At 26.7% G+C, this 22,711-nt stretch carries 29 protein-coding genes and 3 pseudogenes; 8 read left to right on the top strand and 24 right to left on the bottom strand.

Annotated features, from left to right (window positions below; genetic code table 4):
- Nucleotides 1–3: 3 nt before the first annotated feature.
- From AACK93_RS04300 to AACK93_RS04275, 6 genes are all read right to left on the bottom strand, one after another.
- On the bottom strand, nt 4–987 hold the full coding sequence (locus AACK93_RS04300; protein ID WP_338967898.1) for a hypothetical protein: 984 nt from the start codon (nt 985–987) through the stop codon (nt 4–6).
- A gap of 24 nt (nt 988–1,011) precedes the next feature.
- A complete protein-coding gene (locus AACK93_RS04295; RefSeq protein WP_339023859.1) occupies nt 1,012–1,326 on the bottom strand; it encodes a hypothetical protein in 315 nt (104 codons plus the stop codon).
- A gap of 93 nt (nt 1,327–1,419) precedes the next feature.
- On the bottom strand, nt 1,420–1,650 hold the full coding sequence (locus AACK93_RS04290; RefSeq protein WP_339023858.1) for a hypothetical protein: 231 nt from the start codon (nt 1,648–1,650) through the stop codon (nt 1,420–1,422).
- Between the two features lie 3 nt (nt 1,651–1,653).
- Entirely contained in the window at nt 1,654–1,815 is a 162-nt protein-coding gene (locus AACK93_RS04285) for a hypothetical protein (protein ID WP_339023857.1), read from the bottom strand.
- Nucleotides 1,815–2,036, bottom strand: coding sequence for a hypothetical protein (locus AACK93_RS04280; protein ID WP_339023856.1), 222 nt, complete (start codon nt 2,034–2,036; stop codon nt 1,815–1,817). The genes AACK93_RS04285 and AACK93_RS04280 overlap by 1 nt, the downstream gene beginning before the upstream one ends.
- A 138-nt stretch (nt 2,037–2,174) precedes the next feature.
- Nucleotides 2,175–2,369 (bottom strand): hypothetical protein, encoded by a 195-nt coding sequence (locus AACK93_RS04275; protein WP_339023855.1) that lies wholly within the window; start codon nt 2,367–2,369, stop codon nt 2,175–2,177.
- Between the two features lie 572 nt (nt 2,370–2,941).
- On the opposite strand from AACK93_RS04275, the gene AACK93_RS04270 reads away from it, so the two are divergent.
- From AACK93_RS04270 to AACK93_RS04250, 5 genes and pseudogenes are all read left to right on the top strand, one after another.
- Complete coding sequence (locus tag AACK93_RS04270) at nt 2,942–3,136, top strand: transposase (RefSeq protein ID WP_339023854.1); 195 nt, start codon at nt 2,942–2,944, stop codon at nt 3,134–3,136.
- 115 nt (nt 3,137–3,251) lie between these two features.
- Nucleotides 3,252–3,614, top strand: coding sequence for an IS3 family transposase (locus AACK93_RS04265; protein ID WP_339023853.1), 363 nt, complete (start codon nt 3,252–3,254; stop codon nt 3,612–3,614).
- A gap of 50 nt (nt 3,615–3,664) precedes the next feature.
- Nucleotides 3,665–3,805 carry a hypothetical protein gene (locus tag AACK93_RS04260; protein WP_339023852.1) on the top strand — a complete coding sequence of 47 codons (141 nt, stop codon included), beginning with the start codon at nt 3,665–3,667 and terminating at the stop codon, nt 3,803–3,805.
- 296 nt (nt 3,806–4,101) lie between these two features.
- Nucleotides 4,102–4,434: pseudogene (locus AACK93_RS04255) on the top strand (IS3 family transposase); the annotation flags it as partial.
- A gap of 344 nt (nt 4,435–4,778) precedes the next feature.
- Nucleotides 4,779–8,612, top strand: coding sequence for an ABC transporter permease (locus AACK93_RS04250; RefSeq protein WP_339023851.1), 3,834 nt, complete (start codon nt 4,779–4,781; stop codon nt 8,610–8,612).
- A 491-nt stretch (nt 8,613–9,103) separates the two neighbouring features.
- Here the strand turns inward: AACK93_RS04250 and AACK93_RS04245 are convergent, their stop codons facing one another.
- The 10 genes from AACK93_RS04245 to AACK93_RS04200 form a co-directional block, all read right to left on the bottom strand.
- The gene (locus AACK93_RS04245) at nt 9,104–9,481 is read right to left on the bottom strand and encodes a hypothetical protein (RefSeq protein WP_339023850.1); all 378 of its coding nucleotides are present in this window, start codon (nt 9,479–9,481) and stop codon (nt 9,104–9,106) included.
- Nucleotides 9,482–9,757: 276 nt separating this feature from the next.
- Entirely contained in the window at nt 9,758–10,150 is a 393-nt protein-coding gene (locus AACK93_RS04240) for a hypothetical protein (RefSeq protein WP_339023849.1), read from the bottom strand.
- A 22-nt stretch (nt 10,151–10,172) separates the two neighbouring features.
- A complete protein-coding gene (locus AACK93_RS04235; RefSeq protein ID WP_339023848.1) occupies nt 10,173–10,421 on the bottom strand; it encodes a hypothetical protein in 249 nt (82 codons plus the stop codon).
- Complete coding sequence (locus tag AACK93_RS04230; protein ID WP_339023847.1) at nt 10,409–10,708, bottom strand: hypothetical protein; 300 nt, start codon at nt 10,706–10,708, stop codon at nt 10,409–10,411. The genes AACK93_RS04235 and AACK93_RS04230 overlap by 13 nt, the downstream gene beginning before the upstream one ends.
- A 386-nt stretch (nt 10,709–11,094) precedes the next feature.
- Nucleotides 11,095–11,418: a hypothetical protein gene (locus AACK93_RS04225; protein WP_339023846.1), complete on the bottom strand. Its 324-nt coding sequence runs from the start codon at nt 11,416–11,418 to the stop codon at nt 11,095–11,097.
- 27 nt (nt 11,419–11,445) lie between these two features.
- On the bottom strand, nt 11,446–12,024 hold the full coding sequence (locus AACK93_RS04220) for a hypothetical protein (RefSeq protein ID WP_339023845.1): 579 nt from the start codon (nt 12,022–12,024) through the stop codon (nt 11,446–11,448).
- Nucleotides 12,025–12,037: 13 nt separating this feature from the next.
- The gene (locus tag AACK93_RS04215; protein WP_339023844.1) at nt 12,038–12,301 is read right to left on the bottom strand and encodes a hypothetical protein; all 264 of its coding nucleotides are present in this window, start codon (nt 12,299–12,301) and stop codon (nt 12,038–12,040) included.
- A 345-nt stretch (nt 12,302–12,646) separates the two neighbouring features.
- Nucleotides 12,647–12,808 carry a hypothetical protein gene (locus AACK93_RS04210; RefSeq protein ID WP_339023843.1) on the bottom strand — a complete coding sequence of 54 codons (162 nt, stop codon included), beginning with the start codon at nt 12,806–12,808 and terminating at the stop codon, nt 12,647–12,649.
- The gene (locus AACK93_RS04205; protein WP_339023842.1) at nt 12,808–13,029 is read right to left on the bottom strand and encodes a hypothetical protein; all 222 of its coding nucleotides are present in this window, start codon (nt 13,027–13,029) and stop codon (nt 12,808–12,810) included. Before AACK93_RS04205 ends, AACK93_RS04210 begins: the two co-directional genes overlap by 1 nt.
- A 2-nt stretch (nt 13,030–13,031) precedes the next feature.
- The gene (locus AACK93_RS04200) at nt 13,032–13,292 is read right to left on the bottom strand and encodes a hypothetical protein (RefSeq protein WP_339023841.1); all 261 of its coding nucleotides are present in this window, start codon (nt 13,290–13,292) and stop codon (nt 13,032–13,034) included.
- Between the two features lie 886 nt (nt 13,293–14,178).
- Here AACK93_RS04200 and lysS point away from each other — a divergent pair.
- Complete coding sequence (gene lysS, locus AACK93_RS04195) at nt 14,179–15,666, top strand: lysine--tRNA ligase (protein WP_339023840.1); 1,488 nt, start codon at nt 14,179–14,181, stop codon at nt 15,664–15,666.
- A gap of 690 nt (nt 15,667–16,356) precedes the next feature.
- On the opposite strand, the gene AACK93_RS08105 is transcribed toward lysS, so the two are convergent.
- Nucleotides 16,357–16,473, bottom strand: coding sequence for an IS3 family transposase (locus tag AACK93_RS08105; protein WP_422398168.1), 117 nt, complete (start codon nt 16,471–16,473; stop codon nt 16,357–16,359).
- Between the two features lie 44 nt (nt 16,474–16,517).
- Between AACK93_RS08105 and AACK93_RS04190 the strand changes: the two are divergent.
- Nucleotides 16,518–17,714 (top strand): annotated as a pseudogene (locus tag AACK93_RS04190) (IS256 family transposase).
- On the opposite strand, the pseudogene AACK93_RS08100 reads toward AACK93_RS04190, so the two are convergent.
- From AACK93_RS08100 to AACK93_RS04165, 4 genes and pseudogenes are all read right to left on the bottom strand, one after another.
- Nucleotides 17,711–18,751: pseudogene (locus AACK93_RS08100) on the bottom strand (IS3 family transposase). The pseudogenes AACK93_RS04190 and AACK93_RS08100 overlap by 4 nt on opposite strands.
- Entirely contained in the window at nt 18,670–18,912 is a 243-nt protein-coding gene (locus AACK93_RS04175) for a hypothetical protein (RefSeq protein WP_339023838.1), read from the bottom strand. Before AACK93_RS04175 ends, AACK93_RS08100 begins: the two are co-directional and overlap by 82 nt.
- Nucleotides 18,912–19,136, bottom strand: a complete 225-nt coding sequence (locus AACK93_RS04170) for a hypothetical protein (protein ID WP_339023837.1) — start codon at nt 19,134–19,136, stop codon at nt 18,912–18,914. Before AACK93_RS04170 ends, AACK93_RS04175 begins: the two co-directional genes overlap by 1 nt.
- Nucleotides 19,137–19,157: 21 nt before the next feature.
- Nucleotides 19,158–19,466 carry a hypothetical protein gene (locus tag AACK93_RS04165; protein ID WP_339023836.1) on the bottom strand — a complete coding sequence of 103 codons (309 nt, stop codon included), beginning with the start codon at nt 19,464–19,466 and terminating at the stop codon, nt 19,158–19,160.
- A 503-nt stretch (nt 19,467–19,969) separates the two neighbouring features.
- Here AACK93_RS04165 and AACK93_RS04160 point away from each other — a divergent pair.
- A complete protein-coding gene (locus tag AACK93_RS04160; RefSeq protein ID WP_339023835.1) occupies nt 19,970–20,626 on the top strand; it encodes a hypothetical protein in 657 nt (218 codons plus the stop codon).
- A 468-nt stretch (nt 20,627–21,094) separates the two neighbouring features.
- Here AACK93_RS04160 and AACK93_RS04155 read toward each other — a convergent pair whose 3' ends face one another.
- From AACK93_RS04155 to AACK93_RS04145, 3 genes are all read right to left on the bottom strand, one after another.
- Nucleotides 21,095–21,466, bottom strand: coding sequence for an integrase core domain-containing protein (locus AACK93_RS04155; protein WP_339023834.1), 372 nt, complete (start codon nt 21,464–21,466; stop codon nt 21,095–21,097).
- A gap of 191 nt (nt 21,467–21,657) precedes the next feature.
- On the bottom strand, nt 21,658–22,179 hold the full coding sequence (locus tag AACK93_RS04150) for a hypothetical protein (protein ID WP_339023833.1): 522 nt from the start codon (nt 22,177–22,179) through the stop codon (nt 21,658–21,660).
- Nucleotides 22,180–22,248: 69 nt separating this feature from the next.
- Nucleotides 22,249–22,674 carry a hypothetical protein gene (locus AACK93_RS04145; RefSeq protein ID WP_339023832.1) on the bottom strand — a complete coding sequence of 142 codons (426 nt, stop codon included), beginning with the start codon at nt 22,672–22,674 and terminating at the stop codon, nt 22,249–22,251.
- Between the last annotated feature and the right edge of the window lie 37 nt (nt 22,675–22,711).

Raw genomic sequence — 22,711 nt, 5'->3', positions numbered from 1 at the left:
TTATTATTCCTTTTCTTTCATTTTTCTTAAAAATTTGCTAAATTTATCCATTTTTAAATATTCTAAGTCTTCTAAATCAATTGCTGTGTCAGTATAGTATTTGTCTTCATAGTCAGGATTTACTTTTGCATTTAAGTAATCTCTTAAAAATGCTAGGTAAAAAGAATTGTAAGTGTTTAATATTGGTAGAGGAATTTTTAATTTAAAAAAATAAATATCAAGTTCAGGGATATCACGGTATTTAATGCGACGACCCTTTTTACTATTTTTAGCATCAATTAATGTGTTTCGTCAGCGTTCATATTCTTCAATGCTCGTAAAGGTACCATAGATAACTTTTAAGTAGGGACGAAAAATATTAACAGGTTTTTTACGAATTCCCACAATCACATTATTGGCAATATCACGAACTTTAACTCAAATATGTTTATCTCTTTGACCGCTAGCGAGAACAATATGACCAAAATGCCGTGCCAGAGCGAAATATTCTTGAATACCGGTTTCTTCGTTTTTGGTATTATTTTTTTCTCAATCAGTTCCTTCTAAAAATAAGTTGGTTTCATCTCACAAAAGTAAGGTTTTGTCTGGCAATACTGGATAATCAAAGTCTAACAAACCCATATGGCCTAAACTTAATTTTTGGGTTTCTAGTAATGGAAATGTTGATGCGATATTATATTTTTTCTTTTTTAGTAATTTTGATGCGTATACTAGAAAAGCGGTTTTTCCAGTTCCTAATGAACCAATCACAATATTTAATGGTGAGTTTTTTAAGAAGTTAATAACTTTGTTAATTTGTGTTAAATTACCGATTTTAAAAAGAAAAATTAAAATACAACCTGCTAAAAATAAATAGCTTACAATGTTTTTAAAATAACCGTTGTAAATATATCAAATTGCTCCTCAATGTCATAAAATTAAAAATGAGGTGCGATTTAATTCAATAAAATGGTTATTTTTTTCTATTATTCATTTGCAAAATTTCATCTTGCACCTCACTTTATTTTTTTGTTAGCGTACTGCTCCAAGTAATTTTTCAAACATTTTAAAGCAAATAAAGAATATTGCCAAAATAAATGGAAAAATGAATATTCAGTAGTCAGCAAAGAAATTACCGACTTGTGGCATATTAACAGCAATAATTTCCCACATTTTAGTAAACGCTGTTATAATCGCATTCCATAATTTAGTCATCGCGTCACTAGCTGTTATTTTTGTTACTGCTGGTGCTTCTGTTAAGAAAGTTCCAATCATATAATCACCCCCTTTCTTTTTAAAACATTCATCATTTATATTCAAAGTTTTTCTTAAATTTGTTAAAACCACGATTAACCTTAACACGATTGTATTTTTTCCTAATTAATTTTGAATTTCTTTGGGAATGCATCACAATGTAACTTCTTGACATTAATTTTTTCTCTATCTAAATACTGATATGGTTTTCCAAAGTAGCATTAGAATAAATCACACCATAATCGCTGTTAAGAATCAAAAAGCAATGTTTGCTATTAAAAGTCAAAGTGTTTCTTGAGTTAAATCAATTTCTTTACCACCACTAATATGAGCCGGAATAACTGTAATTTGAATAAATAAATCTCAGAAAGTTTGTTTAATTTGTTCTCAATTAAATTCTTTTAAATTTACTGTCATTTTTTATCTACCAAAAATCATTTTTATTGGTAAATACATAATTGAAATTAATGCGAAAAGAAAAGTGATGATAATAATTAATCCGGCAATAAACGCAACTTGTGCAGGCATTTTTTCTATCGGAACAAACAGTTCTAAGAATTCCATGATAATTTTTCAAAACATTATTTTTTATCCGCGTTATTGTTTTTTGAATTAGGAGCTTTAACTCATTCTTCAAAGCGAGCAATAAATACTTTTTCGTCTTTTGTAAAATTACCAGTATTACTTTTAATGGCATTTTTATATTTAATTCGCATTTTTATTTTGGCATAAATTTTATAAGCAAAATATGCCAATAGCATGATGCTGATAATAATAAATATTAGTCCAATCGCAATATTCATTTTTAAACTCCTTTAAAATAGTTATAATTTATATCTTTTTTGTTGTTTTCTTTTTTGGCAATGAAGAAGCCTAATAATTCTTGTCCTTTAATTAACTTGGTTTCATTTTCTTTTTGATTAATTGAAATTACTTGATATTTACTTACTATTTTTAATTATTCCGATGCAAATTGAATTTTCATATTTTCCTTTATAAACAAATCGTTTTGGAAACCAAATACCGATTTGTTCATTAAATCACGGAATTTTTGGGGCTTTAATAAGCATTGCGTTTTGCGTTTCTTTTAAGAGATATTTTTTAGTATTTAAGAAAATGTTTTCAATGTTTTTCATAATAAATTACCTTTCTTATAGATAAACTAAGTTATATATATTAACTAAGTTAGTTAACTTAGTTTTTTAAACACTTATATATCGCAGATTTAAGTGTTTAAAAAACTTTGTTAGTAAATTTTGTTTTTTAATTAGATAAAAATTTTAATAATTTTAAACTTAGCATACCCCTATATAGAAATTTCTACACTTTAATATCCGCATCCTACCCTTGGAACTAATTTAATAGCGTGTATATTTTTAGGAAATCCACCCATTCATTTTTTTATTGCAAAACAAAACAAATTGCTATAGCTAATAGGGTGTTATCTATTAACTGGTAAACTTCTTTTGGTTATGGCGACCACCCACAATTTATCGTGCTTTAATACATACCAACATTATTAATTCACTTGTATTTAATTTTCAAAGAACAAACTTTTAACACCTTATAAAATAAAAAGACAATCATTGCTGACTGTCTTAATACTTATTCAAATCTTTACCTACCTAAGAAAACTTTATGCGTCCAACCATATTTATGTGAACTTTCAAAATAAGATAAAATTATATAAGAAAGCAGGAATATAAAAATGGTCAAAAATTCATATAAAGATGAATTTAAAAAACAAATTGTCATGCTTTATCAAAACGGGAAAAGCATTATTGAAATTATTAATGAATATGATGGTATTTCAAAATCTGCTATTTATAATTGAATAAAATCATTCGATAATTCTGGTTCTTTTAAAGCAAAAGATATCAAAGTAATGAAGAAAATGAATTAATTTACTTACGAAAAGAAAACCAACAATTACAAATGGAAAAAGATATTTTAAAGCAAGCGGCACTGATAATGGCCAAAAAATAACAATAATTAATAACAACAAAAACAAATATTCAGTGAGGAAAATATGTAAGATTTTGGGTTTATCAAAATCAACGTATTATTATTATTATCAAACTAATAAATGAACTAACAAGCAAGTTAATAATTATGAACAAGAAGTTATCAGTGCATTTAATAAAAGTCGCAAAATTTATGGGGCTCATAAAATTAAAGCTGTTTTAATAAGAAAAGATATCATCTTATCGCGACGAAAAATCAGATGCATTATGATCAAAAATAATTTGGTTTCTAAATACACCAAATTAAAATATCGTAATCATAAAATAACAGCTAATAATGCCCAAATCAGTAATATTTTAAATCGTGAATTTAATGACAAAAAACCTAATGAAGTTGTTGTTAATGTAGTGATTTAACATATGCTCAAGTTGGCGGGAAATGACACTATATTTGTTTATTAATTGACTTGTTTAATCGCGAAGTAATTGGATATAATGCTGGGCCAAACAAAACCGCTGAACTAGTTCAACAAGCTTTTCATAAGATAACACGATCATTAAATAAAATCACTTTATTTCATACCGATCGCGGCATGAGGGACGCATAAAGTTTTGTTAGGTAAGAAAAGATTTAAATAATTTTTAATGAGAAGCAACGACAATTTAATTATCATTTTATTTAAAAAATAAGTAATAAAACAAAATATTTAATATCAACAAACATAATCTCAATAAAAGATTATAAAAACTAAGGAAAAAGCTTATAAAAATAACATTAAAATAAGTTTTTACAACAAAAATCATACATAAGAAATATATACTTAATTTGCATATTGAAATAATTTATAGTAAATGATTATTTTTTCTTTTTTTAAAAATATCTAAGAAAACTAAACACGACCCAGCTTTTCATAAGATAACACGATCATTAAAGCAAATAACTTTATTTCATACCAATCGTGGTAATGAGTTCAAAAATAAAATCATTGATGAAATTTTAATAACTTTTAACATTAAAAGATCATTAAGCAATAAAGATTGTCCTTATGATAATGCTGTGGCTGAAACAACTTACAAAACCTTTAAAACAGAATTTATTAAGGGTAAAAAATTTGAAAATTTAACACAATTAAAATGTGAACTATTTTATTTTGTTAATTGATACAACAATATTTGAATTCACGGCAGCTTAAATTATTTAACACCCGTTGAATTTAGGAAATGGCAGTCTACATAAAAAGTATCCTAAAAAGGATTGCCATTCCAAATAGATAAAATTAAAGGTTATGTAACAAGTCTAATATTCAAATTAAGTATATATTTCTTATGTATGATTTTTGTTGTAAAAACTTATTTTAATGTTGTTTTTATAAACGTTTTTTTTAGTTTTTATAACCTTTTATTGAGATTATGTTTATTAATATTAAATATTTTGTCTTATTATTTATTTTCTAAATAAAATGATAATTAAATTGTGATTGTTTTTCTTTAAAATTAAGGAATTTCAAGAATAGAATTTTTTAATGTATAATCTAAACAATGCGAAAAAAGCAGGGTAACATATTTAAAAGGAGTTTAATAGTGGAAAAAAGGAAGCTACAAGATTTTAATCTTGGAAAACTCAAAAATTATTATATTCTTAAAAACGCTTTTAAATCAGTTTTAATAAATAAGATTCAAATGATTGGGTTAGTCCTTTTAATAGTTTTAACGGCAGTTATTTTTACTTTAATGTATACAACGACACAAAAAATTAATAATTCTTATGAGAATTTTATTACTTCATCTAATTTGCATCATTTTGTTATTGATTTAAGAAATAAAAATCGGATTCCGGGAAAAGAAGCTGATGAAACTGATGTTAATATTCAAAAGGTATTAGTTGAGAAAACTGCTTATGTTCAATGAGCAATGAAAAAAGTAAGACTTGCTAATGAAATAAATAATAATTTTGTGTTTGCATATCGTGAAGGACGAATGGTTTCTCGTGTTATTGATAATAATGTAAGTTTGTTTAAAGTTATTGCTTATGATATTCAAGATACGATCGATAAGTTAGTTATTACTGAAGGTCGCAATATTGAAACCGAGCAGGAAGTCGTGTTATCACCTGAGTTTGCTAATGAAAATAAATATCGTGTTGGTGATATTATTTGTTTACAGTCAAAACAGTGTGATGTTAATAATCCTGATAATAATGCTTTAGAAATTGTAGGATTGGGAGCTTCTGTTGATTATATGTTTCCCCAACTTGATTTAACAACGCCAATTCCTAATCAAGTGCGTGAGGCTGTGGCATTTGTTCATCCTCATCAATTAGGACTTTTTAGTCCTAATAATACGCAATTAATTGAAAAAGGTATTAAATGACAATACAATAAAAGTGTTGAAAAAATTTCGTTAACTTCTGAAGTTGATCATGAAGGATATTTTGTTGCTCAGTGAGGCGCTGGTAGTGAACAAAATATTTCCTTAATTCAAAAACAATTACAAGATTATTTTCTTAGTAATGATAGTAATAATAATTTTGTATTTGCGGTTAATGATGCCAATTATGCTGAATATGATTTTAATGGTCGTGTTAATACGCTAAAAAAAATTTTGGTTGCTTATCAAATTATGGCAATTGCTTTGTTATTAATGGTGCTTATCATTACAGGATTTGTGATTGCATTAGTAACAAAAAAACGGGTTCAAAATTCTCGTACGCAAATTGGAGTTTTAAAAAGTTTGGGTTATTCTTCGTTTAGTATTGCTCAAGGTTTTTTAGTATATCCATTAATTGCTGCTATTGTTGGGGGAATTATTGGGTATTTAGTTGGTATTTTTTTACAAATTCCTATTATAAGTGTATTTAATTGATATTTTATGCTTCCATTAGAGAAATTTAGTTTTAATTGGTTATCATTATTATTTTCAATTGGTGGAACTTTTTTTTTATTAGGTTTAATAACAATTGTGGCATCAATTTGATATATTAAAGGTAGCCCTTTAAAATTATTGCATCCGGAAGAAAATATGGGCGAAACGATTTTAACAAGATGATTTAATTATTTAAATCGTGGCAAACGATTTACAACTCGGTTTCGTTGAGCAGTTTTTTCAAAATCAATTACAAAAATGTTAACAGTAATGATTACAATGGTTTCAGCAACATTGTTATTAACATTTTCAATCACGGGACCAAAAGCTTTACAAAATATGCGAACCGCAACTTATAAGGGAATTAATTATGAATCAATTACTGAATATGAAATTCCAATTTGAAATTCAATGCTTTCATCATATGGTGTTTATAATCCAGAAATTAAAAATAATCAACAAGGAATTGATGGTGATCTTTATTCACCAAAATTAATGGTTGAAAAGGAAATCAAGCCGAATGTAAAACGATATCGCCCGGAAGACTTAGAATTAGTAAGGCTTGCAACTTTAAATTATCGTTTTTTTGATTTAAATTTTTACCTTAATTCAATTTTAACGAAGTTAGAACCGACAGCTAAATTAACAATATTTAAAAATATTACTTGCGTGTTGGCGGTTGATGGTTGGAAAGATAAAACAGAAGCCGAGAAGGCAAAATATGCAATTACTGATTGCATCATTATTGGTACCACCAAAAAGTCGCCTTATTTTGTTCGTAGTAAGTTATCATCATTAGAATTAACTTTAAGAAAAATTGAAGTTAGTTTAGCAATTGATATTTTGCATTCAGGAGATTTAATGAATCCTGCTGCAGAATTTACTAATGGTAATCCGTTAACTTTACAAGAAAATAATGTCTTTATTAATGAAATGAATGTTGCTGCTACTAATGATGCTGATTATAAAAAAAGTTATGATGTGGTGTTAAAAATTTATGAGGAAATTAAAAAGCGACTTAATAATGGTCAAAATGCTAAGCCAAATGAAAATGATGAACAATGAAATCGGTATTTAAATAAGGTGATAATAAAATTGAAAGCAATTGCTAATGATTTAGGACTTACTAAAACATTTAATATTCAATTTGGATTGACGCTTTATAATCCTGATGAAGACGAGTTAGCAACTTATTTTAAGCCTAATATTGAAACAATTTCCCATGGTAATATTACTTATGAAAATAAAAAAATGTTAAAGCTTAAAGCTTATGGTATTGAACGAAGTAGTAAAATGAATCTTTTGTTAGATAAAGATAATAATAATCTTTTAGAAGCAATGTATGAAAATCATTCGCTTAATGCGGAAATTGTTCCTGTAGTTATTAATCAAACCATTGCTAAACATTTGCAAATTAATCAAGGTGATATTTTAGATATTAACCCTAATAAGAAATCATTATATTCTAAAGCTGTCACAGCTGATAGCAAGATTGTTGACCTTAAAAAATGGAATCTAAAAGAATTAAGTACTGGTTTCCAACAAGTGACAAATAATGATATTACAGAAGAAATAGGATTGTATTTTTCAATCAGTGATCTCCCTTCGGCAATGTATGAGAAAATTACTAGTGGTGATGTTTATATTAAAACTGAAGATAATCAAAATCAAAAAATGTGCGTTATTGGTATCCAAGAAGGTTATGGTGATCCTAAAATGTTTTTACCTAAATATGATGCTGATGTGATGCTGGGTTATATTGAAAAAGGTAAAAGTTGAGAGCTTTCAGAACATTATCAGAAAATTAAAGATTTATTTCAAGAAGTTACTCACTTTGTTAATGATACAACAACAGAATTTAAGCAAAGATTTCCTAATATGACTTATGATGAGGCTGTGCAGGCAATGTTTCCTTTGTTTAATGCTAAATTTTCATTAAATAAAAATATTACTGATATTACTGATAGTATTAGTGTGGCGCAAATGTATGGTGATTTTACGCAATTAACATTAAATGGCATGGTAACTACTAAGGATAAAATTTCTGGTGATTTAGTTCAAAAGTATATTGGATTAGGACAAGGAGCAATTGCTTTTGCAATGCCGATCGCAACACATCAATCGGTATTTGATGAAATTAAAGGTATTGCCGATTCAATATTATGGGCTTTTATGATGATTTCTTTATTAATATCATTTGTGACAATTTTAATTACTTCTAATATAATTATTACCGAAAATAGTCGGTTAATTGCAACAATGAAAGTTATTGGTTATAGTGATTATAAAATTAATTGACTAACATTAGGAATGTATTTACCCATTGTGTTTATTGCTTTTGTTATTGGTTTTCCTATAGCGTGGGTAATTATGAATCAGTTAGTTAATTATTTAGCATTGAATTCAACTTGAGTTATGCCATTTTACTTTAATTGAGGACTAATATTTGCGGTTTTAGTGATTATTTTAACGATTTATGTGATTACATTTGTTGTTGGTTGATTTATTTTAAAACGCGTCAATCCAATTGAAGCTTTAAAAATAAATGATTAATTAAAATATTTAAATTAATTGAACATAATTGTATAATAAAATAAAAGGGGTTGGTTTAAGTGATAAAAAATTTAATCGTTTTTTCTTTGTTAGGAACATAACTAGTAACACCTAATTTAATTAATTATCAATATAGTAATCGCGAAAATGTTGAGCCTGTCCAAAATTCTGTGTCTCAATAATTCATTCTGAATTCTATTCAAAAGAAGTAGAACAAAAAATTATAAAAAAGCAAAAACCCCCTGATACAATTGATAAAGTTGCTGATTATTTTTTAGAAGTAAAATTTGAAGACAGAGTGAATTTAAGTTAATTACTTAGAGACTTAAAAGACACGGTTAATTGTAAAGTCCCTTTTAATTATTTTTAAATTCAGTTTTAAATTCTAATATTTTTCATTTGGCATATCTTTCATTTTTATCTCATTCTTGTACTTTCATTTTTATGTTTTTTAATTTTTTATTTTGATATGATAAAAAATCTTTATTTTCTTAATATCTTGGTTCACTGTTTTTTTCTCAATTTAAATCATATTCTAATGATTTTAATATTGGTAGTGTAATCTTGTCATTTTTGTCAACATAAAATTTTCAATCATTAAGTTTCGTTCGTGGAGGCAAGTTTTTGGGCATAAATTCATTTTCTACATTAACTTTTGTTTCTCATTTTTGATTTCACTTGCTGTTGTCATCTTTTGATGATTTAAGTGTTAATTTTGATTTTTTTAAGTTTAATTCGTATGATTCATTATTTTGCCTTTTACTTCTAATTAGTGATTGTGCTGTTGCTTTGTCATTATTAATGTTTTGTGGAATGGTAAAAATGTTATTGAAACTAATAATTAACACGGTAAATATTTTCATAAACATTTTTATCACTCCTTTTTAAAATATTTTATTTTTTATTATTCTTTTAGCTTTGATTTTTTTAATAAGTCACTCACACTCAACTCAATGCTAAAGTTCATAATTACCGCTATTGTAATGCATATATCTAAACACCCTAGTATCATAAATGAAATTAATGCTTCAAATTTTTCATATAATAATTTCAAATCATTAATTTCCAATTTTAAAAAGGGGGCGAAAAAGATAATAATCATAAAAATGTAAGGTAAAATTCTCCATCAATATTTTTTTAAAGAATTAATGAGTTTGTTTGATTTCATTTTTCAAAACTCTTTTTGCTTTAATTTTCTGAATAATAAAGCGGATTAATTTTTCAAATTTAATTGCAAAATATATTGCTCCGCCTCATCAAAAAACAAATATTCCCGCCAGCATAATACCACTATTGAACTTGCCAAAGAAATCAACCATCTCTTCATTCATAAAATCATTAAATTCTTTAATTGTTCCAGTTATTCATTTAGTATCAATTACTGTTAATGCACAAATTAATAAACTTATAAAGATGAAAATGATACTTAATACCATTTTTAACCACTGTTTTTTAAAAGAATTTTTAATTTTTAATTTTAATGGCATTTTTTCTTTTGAATTATCTTTTTTAAATAATTTTGCTAAAAGTTTTTTCATTTTTATTCTCCTTTCATATTTTTTATCGTCCTTTAATCACAATAAATAAAGCAATAAATACACAAGTGACACCCAGAATGGTAAAGATTGGGTGTTGCGAAAACGTTCAGGCCATTGGTTTAAATAATTCTAAAATTGTTAAATTACTAGTAATAAATCTTTGGAAATTGGCAAGCCCTTCACTAATATAGTTTGTTAAAGTTTCAAAATGACTACCAGCTAAAAGTCCGAGAACAGTTATTAAGATAAAAATAATAATTAGTTTAAACATTTTTGGTTACCTTGTTTTGTTTTTATTGGTTTTATTTGTTTTTTAGCTTTTCCTCACGCACTTAAACGCCCCTTATTTTTAACAGCATATTGGCGTTGTTTTTCTAAATTAACTTGTTGACTACCAAAACCGAGAATAATTGCCATAAGAAATTCTACAGCCAGCGTTAAGAATAAAGGAAATATTAGTTGAATATTCGTTCCTGATACTTCTAAACTTCAAATTAAGTCAAAAACTTTATAAAGCATTTGAGCGAGAAAGTCGGCCATTTTTGCGAGATTTTCCATTTTTTATTGTTTCTTTCATAGAGCAAAATAATGTTGTGGTTGATTGCGTTTTTAGTAGCGACAATATTTAGAAAGGAAGTGAAATATGATAAATAGTTGAACCGCCGAAAAAGTTTCTTTAAAATTTTTATAAGGTGTTTGAAACTCTTGTATATAATATATTTGAGTTTTTTATTTGGTTTTACACCAAGGGCAATTTTTTCTGAATTATGATTGTTATTGGAATTGCACTGATAATGAAACAAAAATATTAAATAAAGCTCAACTTAATTAAGTTAATGTCTACCAAATAACTGACACTACTAAAAACGGAATTAACCGTTATTTTTCTTTCATTTTTCTTAAAAATTTGCTAAATTTATTCATTTTTAAGTATTCCAAGTCTTCTAAATCAATTGCTGTGTCAGTATAGTATTTGTCTTCATATCATAGTCAGGATTTACTTTTGAATTTAAGTAATCTCTTAAAAATGCTAGGTAAAAATAATTGTAAGTGTTAAGTATTGGCAGAGGAATTTTTAGTTTAAAAAAATAAATATCAAGTTCGGGAATATCACGATATTTAATGTGGTGAACCTTTTTGCTATTTTTAGCATCAATTAAGGTGTTTCGTCAGCGTTCATATTCTTCAATGCTCGTAAAGGTACCATAGATGACTTTTAAGTAGGGACGAAAAATATTAACGGGTTTTTTACGAATACCAATAATCACATTATTGGCAATATTACGAACTTTAACTTAAATATGTTTATCTCTTTGACCGCTAGCAAGCACAATATGACCAAAATGGCGTGCCAGAGCGAAATATTCTTGGATACCGGTTTCTTCGTTTTTGGCATTATTTTTTTCTCAATCCGTTCCTTCTAAAAATAAATTGGTTTCATCTCATAACAGTAAGGTTTTGTCTGGCAATACCGGATAATCAAAGTCTAATAATCCCATATGGCCTAAACTTAATTTTTGGGTTTCTAGTAATGGAAAGGTTGATGCGATGTGATATTTCTTCTTTTTTAGTAATTTTAATGCGTATACTAGAATACTAGAAGGGCGGTTTTTTCCAGTTCCTAATGAACCAATCACAATATTTAACGGTGAATTTTTTAAGAAATTAATAACTTTGTTAATTTGTGTTAAATTACCGATTTTAAAAAAGAAAATTAAAATACAACCTGCTAAAAATAAATAACTTACAATATTTTTAAAATAACCGTTGTAAATATATCAAATTGCTCCGCAATGTCATAAAATTAAAAATGAAGTGCGATTCAATTCAATAAAATGGTTATTTTTTTCTATTATTCATTTGCAAAATTTCATCTTGCACCTCACTTTATTTTTTTGTTAGCGGACTGACTCTGACTGCGCCAAGTAATTTTTCAAACATTTTAAAGCAAATAAAGAATATTACCAAAATAAATGGAAAAATGAAGATTCAGTAATCAGCAAAGAAGTTACCGACTTGTGTCATATTAACAGCAATAATTTCTCACATTTTAGTAAACGCTGTTATAATCGCGTTTCATAATTTAGTCATCGCATCACTAGCTGTTATTTTTGTTACTGCTGGTGCTTCTGTTAAGAAAGTTCCAATCATATAATCACCCCCTTTCTTTTTAAAGCAGTCGTCATTTATATTCAAAGTTTTTCTTAAATTTGTTAAAACACGATTAACCTTAACACGATTGTGTTTTTTCCTTATCTAAATAATGATAATGACTAATATGGTTTTTCAAAGTAGCATTAGAATAAATCACACCATAATCGCGGTTAAAAATCAAAAAGCAATGTTTGCTATTAAAAGTCAAAGTGGTGCTTTGGTTAAATCAATTTCTTTACCACCACTAATATGATCCGGAATAGTTGTAATTTGAATAAATAAATCTCAGAAAGTTTGTTTAATTTATTCTCAATTAAATTCTTTTAAATTTACTGTCATTTTTTATCGCCCAAAAATCATTTTTATCGGTAAATACATAATTGAAATTAAGGCGAAAAGAAAAGTAATGATAATAATTAATCCGGCAATAAATGCAGCCTGTGCAGGCATTTTTTCCATCGAAATAAACAGTTCTAAAAATTCCATAATAATTTCTCAAAACATTATTTTTTACTCGCGTTATTTTCTTTTGAATTAGGAGCTTTAACTCATTCTTCAAAGCGGGCAATAAACACTTTTTCATCTTTTGTGAAATTACCAGTATTATTTTTAATAGTGTTTTTATATTTAATTCGCATTTTTATTTTGGCATAAACTTTATAAGCAAAATATGCCAATAACATTATGCAAATAATAGTAAATATTATTCCAATCGTAATATTCATTTTTAAACTCCTTTAAAATAGTTATAATTTGTATCTTTTTTGTTGTTTTCTTTTTCGGCAATGAAGAAGCTTAATAATTCTTGTCCTTTAATTAACTTGGTTTCATTTTCTTTTTGATTAATTGAAATTATTTGATATTTACTATTCTTGATTATTTCGATGCAAATCGAATTTTCATATTTTCCTTTATAAACAAATCGTTTTGCAAACCAAACACCGATTTGTTCATTAAATCACGGAATTTTTGGTGCTTTAATAAACATTGCGTTTTGTGTTTCTTTTAAGAGATATTTTTTAGTATTTAAGAAAATGTTTTCAATGTTTTTTATAATAAATTACCTTTCTTTTATAAATAAACTAAGTTATATTAACTAAGTTGTTAGTTAACTTAGTTTTTTAAACACTTATATATCGCAGATTTAAGTGTTTAACAAGCTTTGTTATTAAATTTTGTTTTTTAATTAGATAAAGATTTTAATAATTTTAAACTTAGTATCTCCCTATATAGAAATTTCTACACTTTAATGTCGGCATCCTCCCCTTGGAACTAATTTAATAGCATGTATATTTTTAGGAAATCCACCCATTCATTTTTTTATTGCAAAACGAAACAAATTGCTATAGCTAATAGGGTGTTATCTATTAACTGGTAAACTTTTTTTGGTTATTGCGACCACCCACAATTTATCGTGTTTTAATATATACCAACATTATTAATTCACTTGTATTTAATTTTCAAAGAACAAATTTTTAACATCTTATAAAATAAAAAGACAATCATTACTGACTGCCTTAATACTTATTCAAATGTTTTCCTACCTAACAAAACTTTATGAGTCCGATTTAATTAAGTAAAAATATAAATTAATATATATTAGTGAAAATTTAATAATATTAATAATTTTTATTGTGTAAAAATTCAATAATATGTAGAATGGTAATGAATAAAAATGACAATAACAAGAAAGGTGGGGTTAGTTTAGTAATTAAATAATATAATTGGCTGATTGTTTTACTTCTTCAAAGAGCAATACCTAAGAAAACTAAACGCGACCATTTGGTATATGCACTACCTTTTGGACGCGCTAGTGATATAATTCATATTGACGCTAGTAAAATTTAAAAAATAATTAAAGGAGAAGTTAATTTATGTCAAGAAAATTTTCAGAACAGGAAGTTGTGCGACGCGCTAAGTTAGAACAATTAGTAAAAGCGAACCATAATCCGTTTGATATTTCTAAGGTAGAGCGAACTCATAATACTGCTGAATTTAAAAAACAATATGATGTGTATAGTAAAGAACAATTGCAAGGAAAAACAGATGTGGTTATTATTGGCGGAAGAATTAGGGCTTTAAGAACTGCCGGGAAAGCAATTTTTGCTAATGTTCAAGATCAAGATGATCAAATTCAAGTTTATCTTCGTCTTGATGAAGTTTCTAAGGAAGAATTTCTTAGTTTTCAACAATTAGATTTGGGAGATATCATTAGTGCTACTGGTAGAGCAATGAAAACACAAGTTGGAGAATTGACTTTAAGACTAATATCGTTTCAATTACTTAGTAAGGCATTAAAATCATTACCCGATAAACACGATGGGTTGAAGGATACCGAAGAACGATATCGTCGCAGATATGTTGATTTGATTGTTAATGAAGAAGTTAAAGCAGTATTTATTAAAAGAACGCAAATATTGAATTTAATTCGTCAATATTTACAAGCAAGAGACTATTTAGAGGTGGAAACGCCAGTTTTACAACCAATATTAGGTGGTGCAACAGCGAAACCTTTTAAAACGCATCATAATACTTTGGATATGTCGTTTTATTTACGAGTTGCCCCCGAATTATATTTAAAAAAACTTCTTGTTGGTGGTTTTGAAAAAGTATTTGAAATTGGACGATTGTTTCGTAATGAAGGCATTTCAGCAAAACATAATCCTGAGTTTACCACGATTGAAATTTATGTTGCTTATCAGGATATGAATTTTATGATGCAGTTGACTGAAGATTTAATTGGTTATTTAGCTAAGGAAATTTTGTCTAATAGCGAAATAACTTACAATCATCAAAAAATTAATTTTGGGCAATGAAATAAAATGAGTATGGTGGAAGCAATTAAAAATGTTAGTGGGATAGAATTTAATCGCGAAATGACATTAGTTCAAGCGCAAAAGTTAGCTAAAGAACATAAGATACTTTTAGAAAAGCATCATCATGTGATTGGTCATATCATTAATGCGTTTTTTGAACAATTAGTTGAAAAAACTTTAATTCAACCATCATTTATTTATGGATACCCGCTAGAAGTGTCGCCATTAGCGAAAAAGAGTTGCACTGATGAACGGTTTACTGATCGTTTTGAACTATTTATTGGGGGCAGAGAGTATGCTAATGGTTATTCCGAGTTAAACGATCCTATTGACCAATATAATCGTTTTGAACAACAGTTAGCATTAAGAGATTTAGGTGATGAGGAAGCTAATGAAATGGATTTAGACTTTGTTGAAGCCTTAGAATATGGGATGCCGCCAGCTGGTGGTTTGGGGATTGGTATTGACCGCTTAGTAATGTTATTAACTGAACAATCATCAATCAAAGATGTGTTATTATTTCCTCATATGCGAATTAAAGAATAAGGATTAAAAAGAGTAAGTAATTTAAATTACTTACTCTTTTTTGTTAATTCTAAGATGTTATAACCCACATTGCAGTTGAGCACTGCAAATTATCGCAGGATATTGCATCCTCCTGCTCCTGCTTCAATGATGTTTCCTTCATTGCAGAAAGCACACAGGTCACCGATATTAATATTAGTTCCACCACCCGCCACACACGGATGCGGTCCTCTTGTTTAAATGCCGTGGTATTTCGGTATTGGTTTGTAGGAAAGGCGTTGTTTGTTGTTATAGGGGTCGTGATTATTTTATTTAGTGTTAGGTTAGTGTGTAATGGTTGCTTCTAATGGCGAGAGGTCGAGGCCCTCCCTATTTGTTCTTGGATTGATTTGCCGTCATCGATTAGGGATAGCGCTTGGACGTTTCTTGATCCATCAACATAAACCATTACCGTTTCCGGCACCGTTTTTGGGTCGCGTTTAGTTTTCTTAGGTAATTGCTCTTTGAAGAAGTAAAACAATCAACTAATTATATTATTTAATCACTAAACTAACCTTTCTTTTCTTGTTATTGTCATTTATTGGGCGCATAAAGTTTTGTTAGTTAGGAAAAGATTTAAATAATTTTTAATGAAAAGCAACGACAATTTAATTATCATTTTATTTAGAAAATAAATAATAAATGGAATAACAACCCTTTTTAGGACACTTTTTATGTAGACTGCCATTTCCTAAATTCAACGGGTGTTAAATAATTTAAGCTGCCGTGAATTCGAATATTGTTGTAAATCAATGGGCCTGTCCAAAATTCTGTGTCTCGATAATTCATTCTGAATTATACTTAAACGAAGGAAAACAGAAAATGACAAAAAAATAAAAAAAGAACCCGATGCAATTGATAAAATTGTTGATTATTTTTTAGAAAATATTGATAATCCACAAGATTTATTTAAAAGTAATAATATTTTTCAGGAATTTATCAAAAAATTAACTGAAAGAATGTTAAATGCAGAAATTAAAGATCATCTTGAAACTGATGAGAATCATAATAAAAGAAATGGCAACACACAAAAAACCATTATTACTTAAAAATGGTTCAATCGTAATTGATGTACCAAGAGATCGAAATAGTACTTTTAAACCAGTAATTATTTCAAAAAGACAAAGAAAATTTAATAACTTTGATCAAAAAGTAATTTCTTTATATGCAAGAGGAATGACAATTTCTGATATCAAAGCACAATTGCAAGAATTCTATCACGGAGCAGAAATTTCAGAAAGTTTAATTAATCAAATAACTGATGATGTTATTGAAGAAGTTAAAGTGTGACAAACTAAACCTTTAGAGAAGATTTATCCGATTGTTTATTTTGATTGTATTGTTGTTGTTAAAGTAAAGCAAGATAAACGAATAATAAACAAAGCAGTTTATCTTGCCTTAGGAATTAATTTAGATGGTTTAAAAGATATTTTAGGAATGTGAATTAGCGAGAATGAGGGGAGCCAAATTTTGACTGAATAATCTTACGGAAATGAAAAATCGCGGATTACAAGATATTCTTGTTGCTTGTAGTGATAATTTAACAGGAATGTCTGATGCAATAGAAGCTGTTTTTCCAAAAACACAACATCAATTATGTATTGTTCATCAAATTCGTTCCTTATAAAGACCGTAAACTGGTAGCTAATGATTTAAAATCAATTTATACAGCAATTAATGAAGATACAGCCTTACTTGCTTTAGACAATTTTGCTGAAAAGTGAGATAAAAAATACCCCCAAGTTGCTAAATCATGAAAAAATAACTAAGATAATTTAATAATTTTTCTTGAATATCCTCAAGAATTTAGAATAATTATTTATACAACTAATAGAATAAAGTCTGTTAATAGTCAATTAAGAAAAGTCATTAAAAATAAAAAGATTTTTTCTAATGATTTATCAGTTTTTAAAATATTTTATTTAGCATTTCAAAATATGACTAAAAAATGAACAATGCCAATTCAAAATTGGGGTAGTGCAATTTCACATTTAATGATAAAATTTGAGGACAGAGTGAATTTAAGTTAATTACTTAGAGACACAGTTAATTGTGCAGCCCCGTATCAACAATTAACAAAATCAAATAGTTCGCATTTTAATTGTGTTAAGTTTGTAAATTTTTTACCCTTAATAAATTCTGTTTTAAAGGTTTTGTAAGTTGTTTCAGTCACAGCATTATCATAAGGACAACCTTTATTGCTTAATGATCTTTTAATGTTAAAAGTTATTAAAATTTCATCAATGATTTTATTTTTGAACTCATTACCGCGATCGGTATGAAATAAAATTATTTGTTTTAATGGTCGTGTTATCCTTATGAAAAGCTTGTCGAACACTAGTTCAGCGGTTTTGTTTTGCCCAGCACTATAGCCGATTGCTTAACGATTAAACAAGTTAATTAATAAGCAAATATAATGTCATTTTCCTCCAACTTACACATGTGTTAAATCACTAACAACAACTTCATTAGGTTTTTTGTCATTAAATTCACGATTTAAAACATTACTAATTTTGGCATTATTAGCTGTTGTTTTATGATTACGATATTTTAATTTGGTGTATTTAGAAACCAAATTATTTTTGATCATAATGCATCTGATTTTTCGCCGCGATAAGATGATATCTTTTCTTATTAAAACAGCTTTAATTTTACGGGCCCCATAAATTTTGCGACTTTTATTAAATGTATTGACAATTTCTTGTTTATAATTATTAACTTGCTTGTTAGTTAGTGCATTTATTAGGTTGATAGTAAGTAATACGTTGATTTTGATAAACCCAAAATCTTACATATTTTCCTCACTGAATATTTGTTTTTGTTGTTATTAATTATTGTTATTTTTTGGCCATTATCAGTGCCGCTTGCTTTAAAATATCGTTTTCCATTCGTAATTGTTTTAATTCTTTTCGTAAGTAAATTAATTCATTTTCTTCATTACTTTGATATCTTTTGCTTTAAAAGAACCAGAATTATCGAATGATTTTATTCAATTATAAATAGCAGATTTTGAAATACCATATTAATTAATAATTTCAATAATGCTTTTCCCGTTTTGATAAAGCATGACAATTTAATTATCATTTTATTTGGAAAATAAATAATTGAAATTAAGGCGAAAAGAAAAGTAATCATAATAATTAATCCGGAAATAAAAGCGGCTTGTGCAGGCATTTTTTCTATCGGAATAAACAGTTCTAAAAATTCCATGATAATTTCTCAAAACATTATTTTTTACTCGCGTTATTTTCTTTTGAATTAGGAGGAGCTTTAACTCATTTTTTAAAGCGGGCAATAAACACTTTTTCGTTTTTCGTGAAATTACCAGTATTATTTTTAATAGTGTTTTTATATTTAATTCGCATTTTTATTTTGGCATAAACTTTATAAGCAAAATATGCCAATAACATTATGCAAATAATAGTAAATATTATTCCAATCGTAATATTCATTTTTAAACTCCTTTAAAATAGTTATAATTTGTATCTTTTTTGTTGTTTTCTTTTTCGGCAATGAAGAAGCTTAATAAATTCTTGTCCTTTAATTAACTTGGTTTCATTTTCTTTTTGATTAATTGAAATTATTTGATATTTACTATTCTTGATTATTTCGATGCAAATCGAATTTTCATATTTTCCTTTATAAACAAATCGTTTTGCAAACCAAACACCGATTTGTTCATTAAATCACGGAATTTTTGGTGCTTTAATAAACATTGCGTTTTGTGTTTCTTTTAAGAGATATTTTTTAGTATTTAAGAAAATGTTTTCAATGTTTTTCATAATAAATTACCTTTCTTATAAATAAACTAAGTTATATTAACTAAGTTGTTAGTTAACTTAGTTTTTTAAACACTTATATATCGCAGATTTAAGTGTTTAACAAGCTTTGTTAGTAAATTTTGTTTTTTTAATTAGATAAAGATTTTGATAATTTTAAACTTAGTATCTCCCTATATAGAAATTTTTACACTTTAATGTCCGCACCCCCCCCTCGGAACTAATTTAATAGCGTGTATATTTTTAGGAAACCCATCTATTCATTTTTTTATTGCAAAATGAAACAAATTGCTATAGCTAATAGGGCGTTATCTATTAACTGGTAAACTTTTTTTGGTTATTGCGACCACCCACAATTTATCGTGTTTTAATATATACCAACATTATTAATTCACTTGTATTTAATTTTCAAAGAACAAATTTTTAACATCTTATAAAATAAAAAGACAATCATTACTGACTGCCTTAATACTTATTCAAATGTTTTTCCTACCTAACAAAACTTTATGCGCCCATACAGAGTATTAATAGAAAATATTAATCCAATTACTAATGCTTGAATAGGAGGGGCTCTTCCTGGTGCAGGAACAAATATAAAAAATATTTCTAAAAAAATAATTAAATTATCAAAAAATACAAATATAGAAGAAGAAGAATTAACAAAATTAAAAGAAAATATAACAGAGATTGGTGAAATTGTTAAACAACAAGGAAATAGTTTAGAAAGAAAATGAACTAGTGCATATGGATCTAATATAATTGTAAACCTTGGAGAATTCATAAAAGAATTAGGAAATATTATTGTTAATATAAAAAATACATTTCAACAACCAGTAGTTCAACAACCAACAAATTCTATAAATATTGATTCAATTATTAATATTTTAAAAGAAAATGTAATTGAACTTGGTAAAAGCATACAAAATGATAAAGATACAAATAAATTATCATCAATTGAAAGTAACATATTAAGTGAAATAAAACAAGCAGGCAAAGATATAGAAAATATTGAATTAGACATAAATAATTTTGAAATCTTTATAGAAAAAATTGGTAATAATATGATTAATATTTCAAATTCATTAAATAAAGTTGGAAGTTTGACTCTTTTTTTGCTCCAGATATTCCCGAATTATCAAAAGGATCTAAATTACAAGGAATAGTTTTTAAAAAAATAAAAGAAGTTATTTTAAATTATAAAAATGATGAAAATGAACTTTTAAAAGAAAATGTTAAAATTTTAGGATCTAACATAATAGAAATTGGAGAAAAAGTATTAAAAAATAACTCAAATTCACTGGGTTTACAAATAAAACAAATTGGCAATAAAATAAATTCCAAAAATACAAATGATAGAGAAATATTAAAATATTTAGGATTTGAAATAGAAGAATTAGGAAACTTAATTAGGAAACTTAATTAGGGAACTTAGTGAGATAATATCAAAAAGCAAAGAAACAACAAAAAAAGCGGGAATTATTTTAGAAAATATTGGGTATTTTATAAAATTAAATAATAATTAAAATAAAAAGGTTATTAATTATTCTAGAAACAAACAATAATTACTTTAATTAGAACAAGTACAACAAATTTAATTTCTTGTAAAAAATAATTATTCAAACTTCCAGAAACTATTTTGTTAAAAATTTTTGTAATGTTTGAAATGGGGTTTTAGTATTTAATGATGGGTGAAGGCGTTCAAAGTTATAAAAGTAATAATATTTATTTAAATAATGTTGGAGTTCGTTCTGATTTAATTTTTTATCCTTAGCATAAAATAATTTGGTATAATATTGATGGTATCGTTTAATTTTGCCATTTGATTGTGGTGAACGAATCGGCGTGGTTTCGTGAACAATTCCGTTCTTCGAAAGAAAGGTTGTAAAAGGTTTTTCTTTTACTTTGTATGATTTTTTATTACTTCAATTATCAGTAATAAATTCCGGAGCATTATCAGTGCGAAGGCGTTTAATGGTTGTGCCAAGCTCGCTAAAATCTTTCATTGCTCTTTGTACAGCGTTAATCGCGTTATTGGTTCCTGGTTCCTAAACTATCATAAACATAACCAAATGCTATCCGTGTTATTTCGTCAATGAAATCATAAATATAATACTTTTTATCAACTGGAAAATTTGATGTGGTAATGATTTTGGCATCCGTTTGTAAAAGACCAATATCGGAGACTTCATAACGCTTAAAATGGCGTTTTTTTGATTTTCTGTTTTAATTCTTTTCAATGAGGGTCGGATTTAATTCAGCGATAAAAGGTTTTAATATTTTTCGGAATTTCTGCATTTTTAATATCGTGAAAACCGATTTTTAAATTGTTAAATAAAGACCACATTCCGACAGCTTGAAGATTTTTGTAATCAAAATATAAATCACATATTTTTTCACGAGAATTTAAACTATATTGATAATTAAGATTTTGTGGTTTTGTAGTTTTAAACAATAACAAATCTAAATTGTCAGAATAATAAGCAGTCATAATTTTTTCTGCCCAACGATAAAAGGTTTTTGTGGCATTCTTAAAATATTTTTTAATAAGTTTTGTTAAAGTTGTTTCTTCCATATAAAAATAAGTGCATAAATTTAAATAGGCGGTAGTGCGTTTTTTAATTTTATAGTAATAAGAATTACGGCAATTATCACTTAATCAACTTTGTGCTTTTGCTTTTAAATCTGCTAAATCGGCTTGAGAAATAATATATTTCACTTTTAAACTCCTTAAATTAAAAAAATCGCATTACAAAAAATACGATTTTCAAAAATATTTATTAAATTACTAATTTTTTTTATTAGGTATTTCAGCAGAAAATGAGGTAATTATATAACCAGCACGCCTATCATATCTGTCCAAAGCTGAAGCTTTTAAAATTGTAATTTTTACATTAACAATTTTATCAATATAATATTTATCGTATTCACCATTAACATTTATAATTTTAGTCATATTTTTTTTATAAAAATTAAAAACATAACCAGACATACTACCACCTTCAGGGATTGTAAGAGCAGAAACATCTTGAGGCAAATCATCTAATTTATCATCAGTGTTTCAAACAAAACCAAGAGCCGGCCATTTAAAAATATAACTATTTTGAATACTAGCAAACTTTAAATCATATTTATTTAAAATATTACTATTTTTACTACATCCCGAAATAAACATTATACATACTAAATTTAAAGCTGATAAAAATTTTCACATAAATAAAAATCCTCCTTTCAAAGGAATTATATTTTAT

The sequence above is a fragment of the Spiroplasma endosymbiont of Agriotes lineatus genome, from assembly GCF_964019485.1.
In the GTDB taxonomy this organism is placed as follows: Bacteria; Bacillota_I; Bacilli_A; order Mycoplasmatales; family Nriv7; genus Nriv7.
Note: the sequence above shows the minus strand (reverse complement) of the source record. Positions and strands in the feature narration are given on the sequence as shown.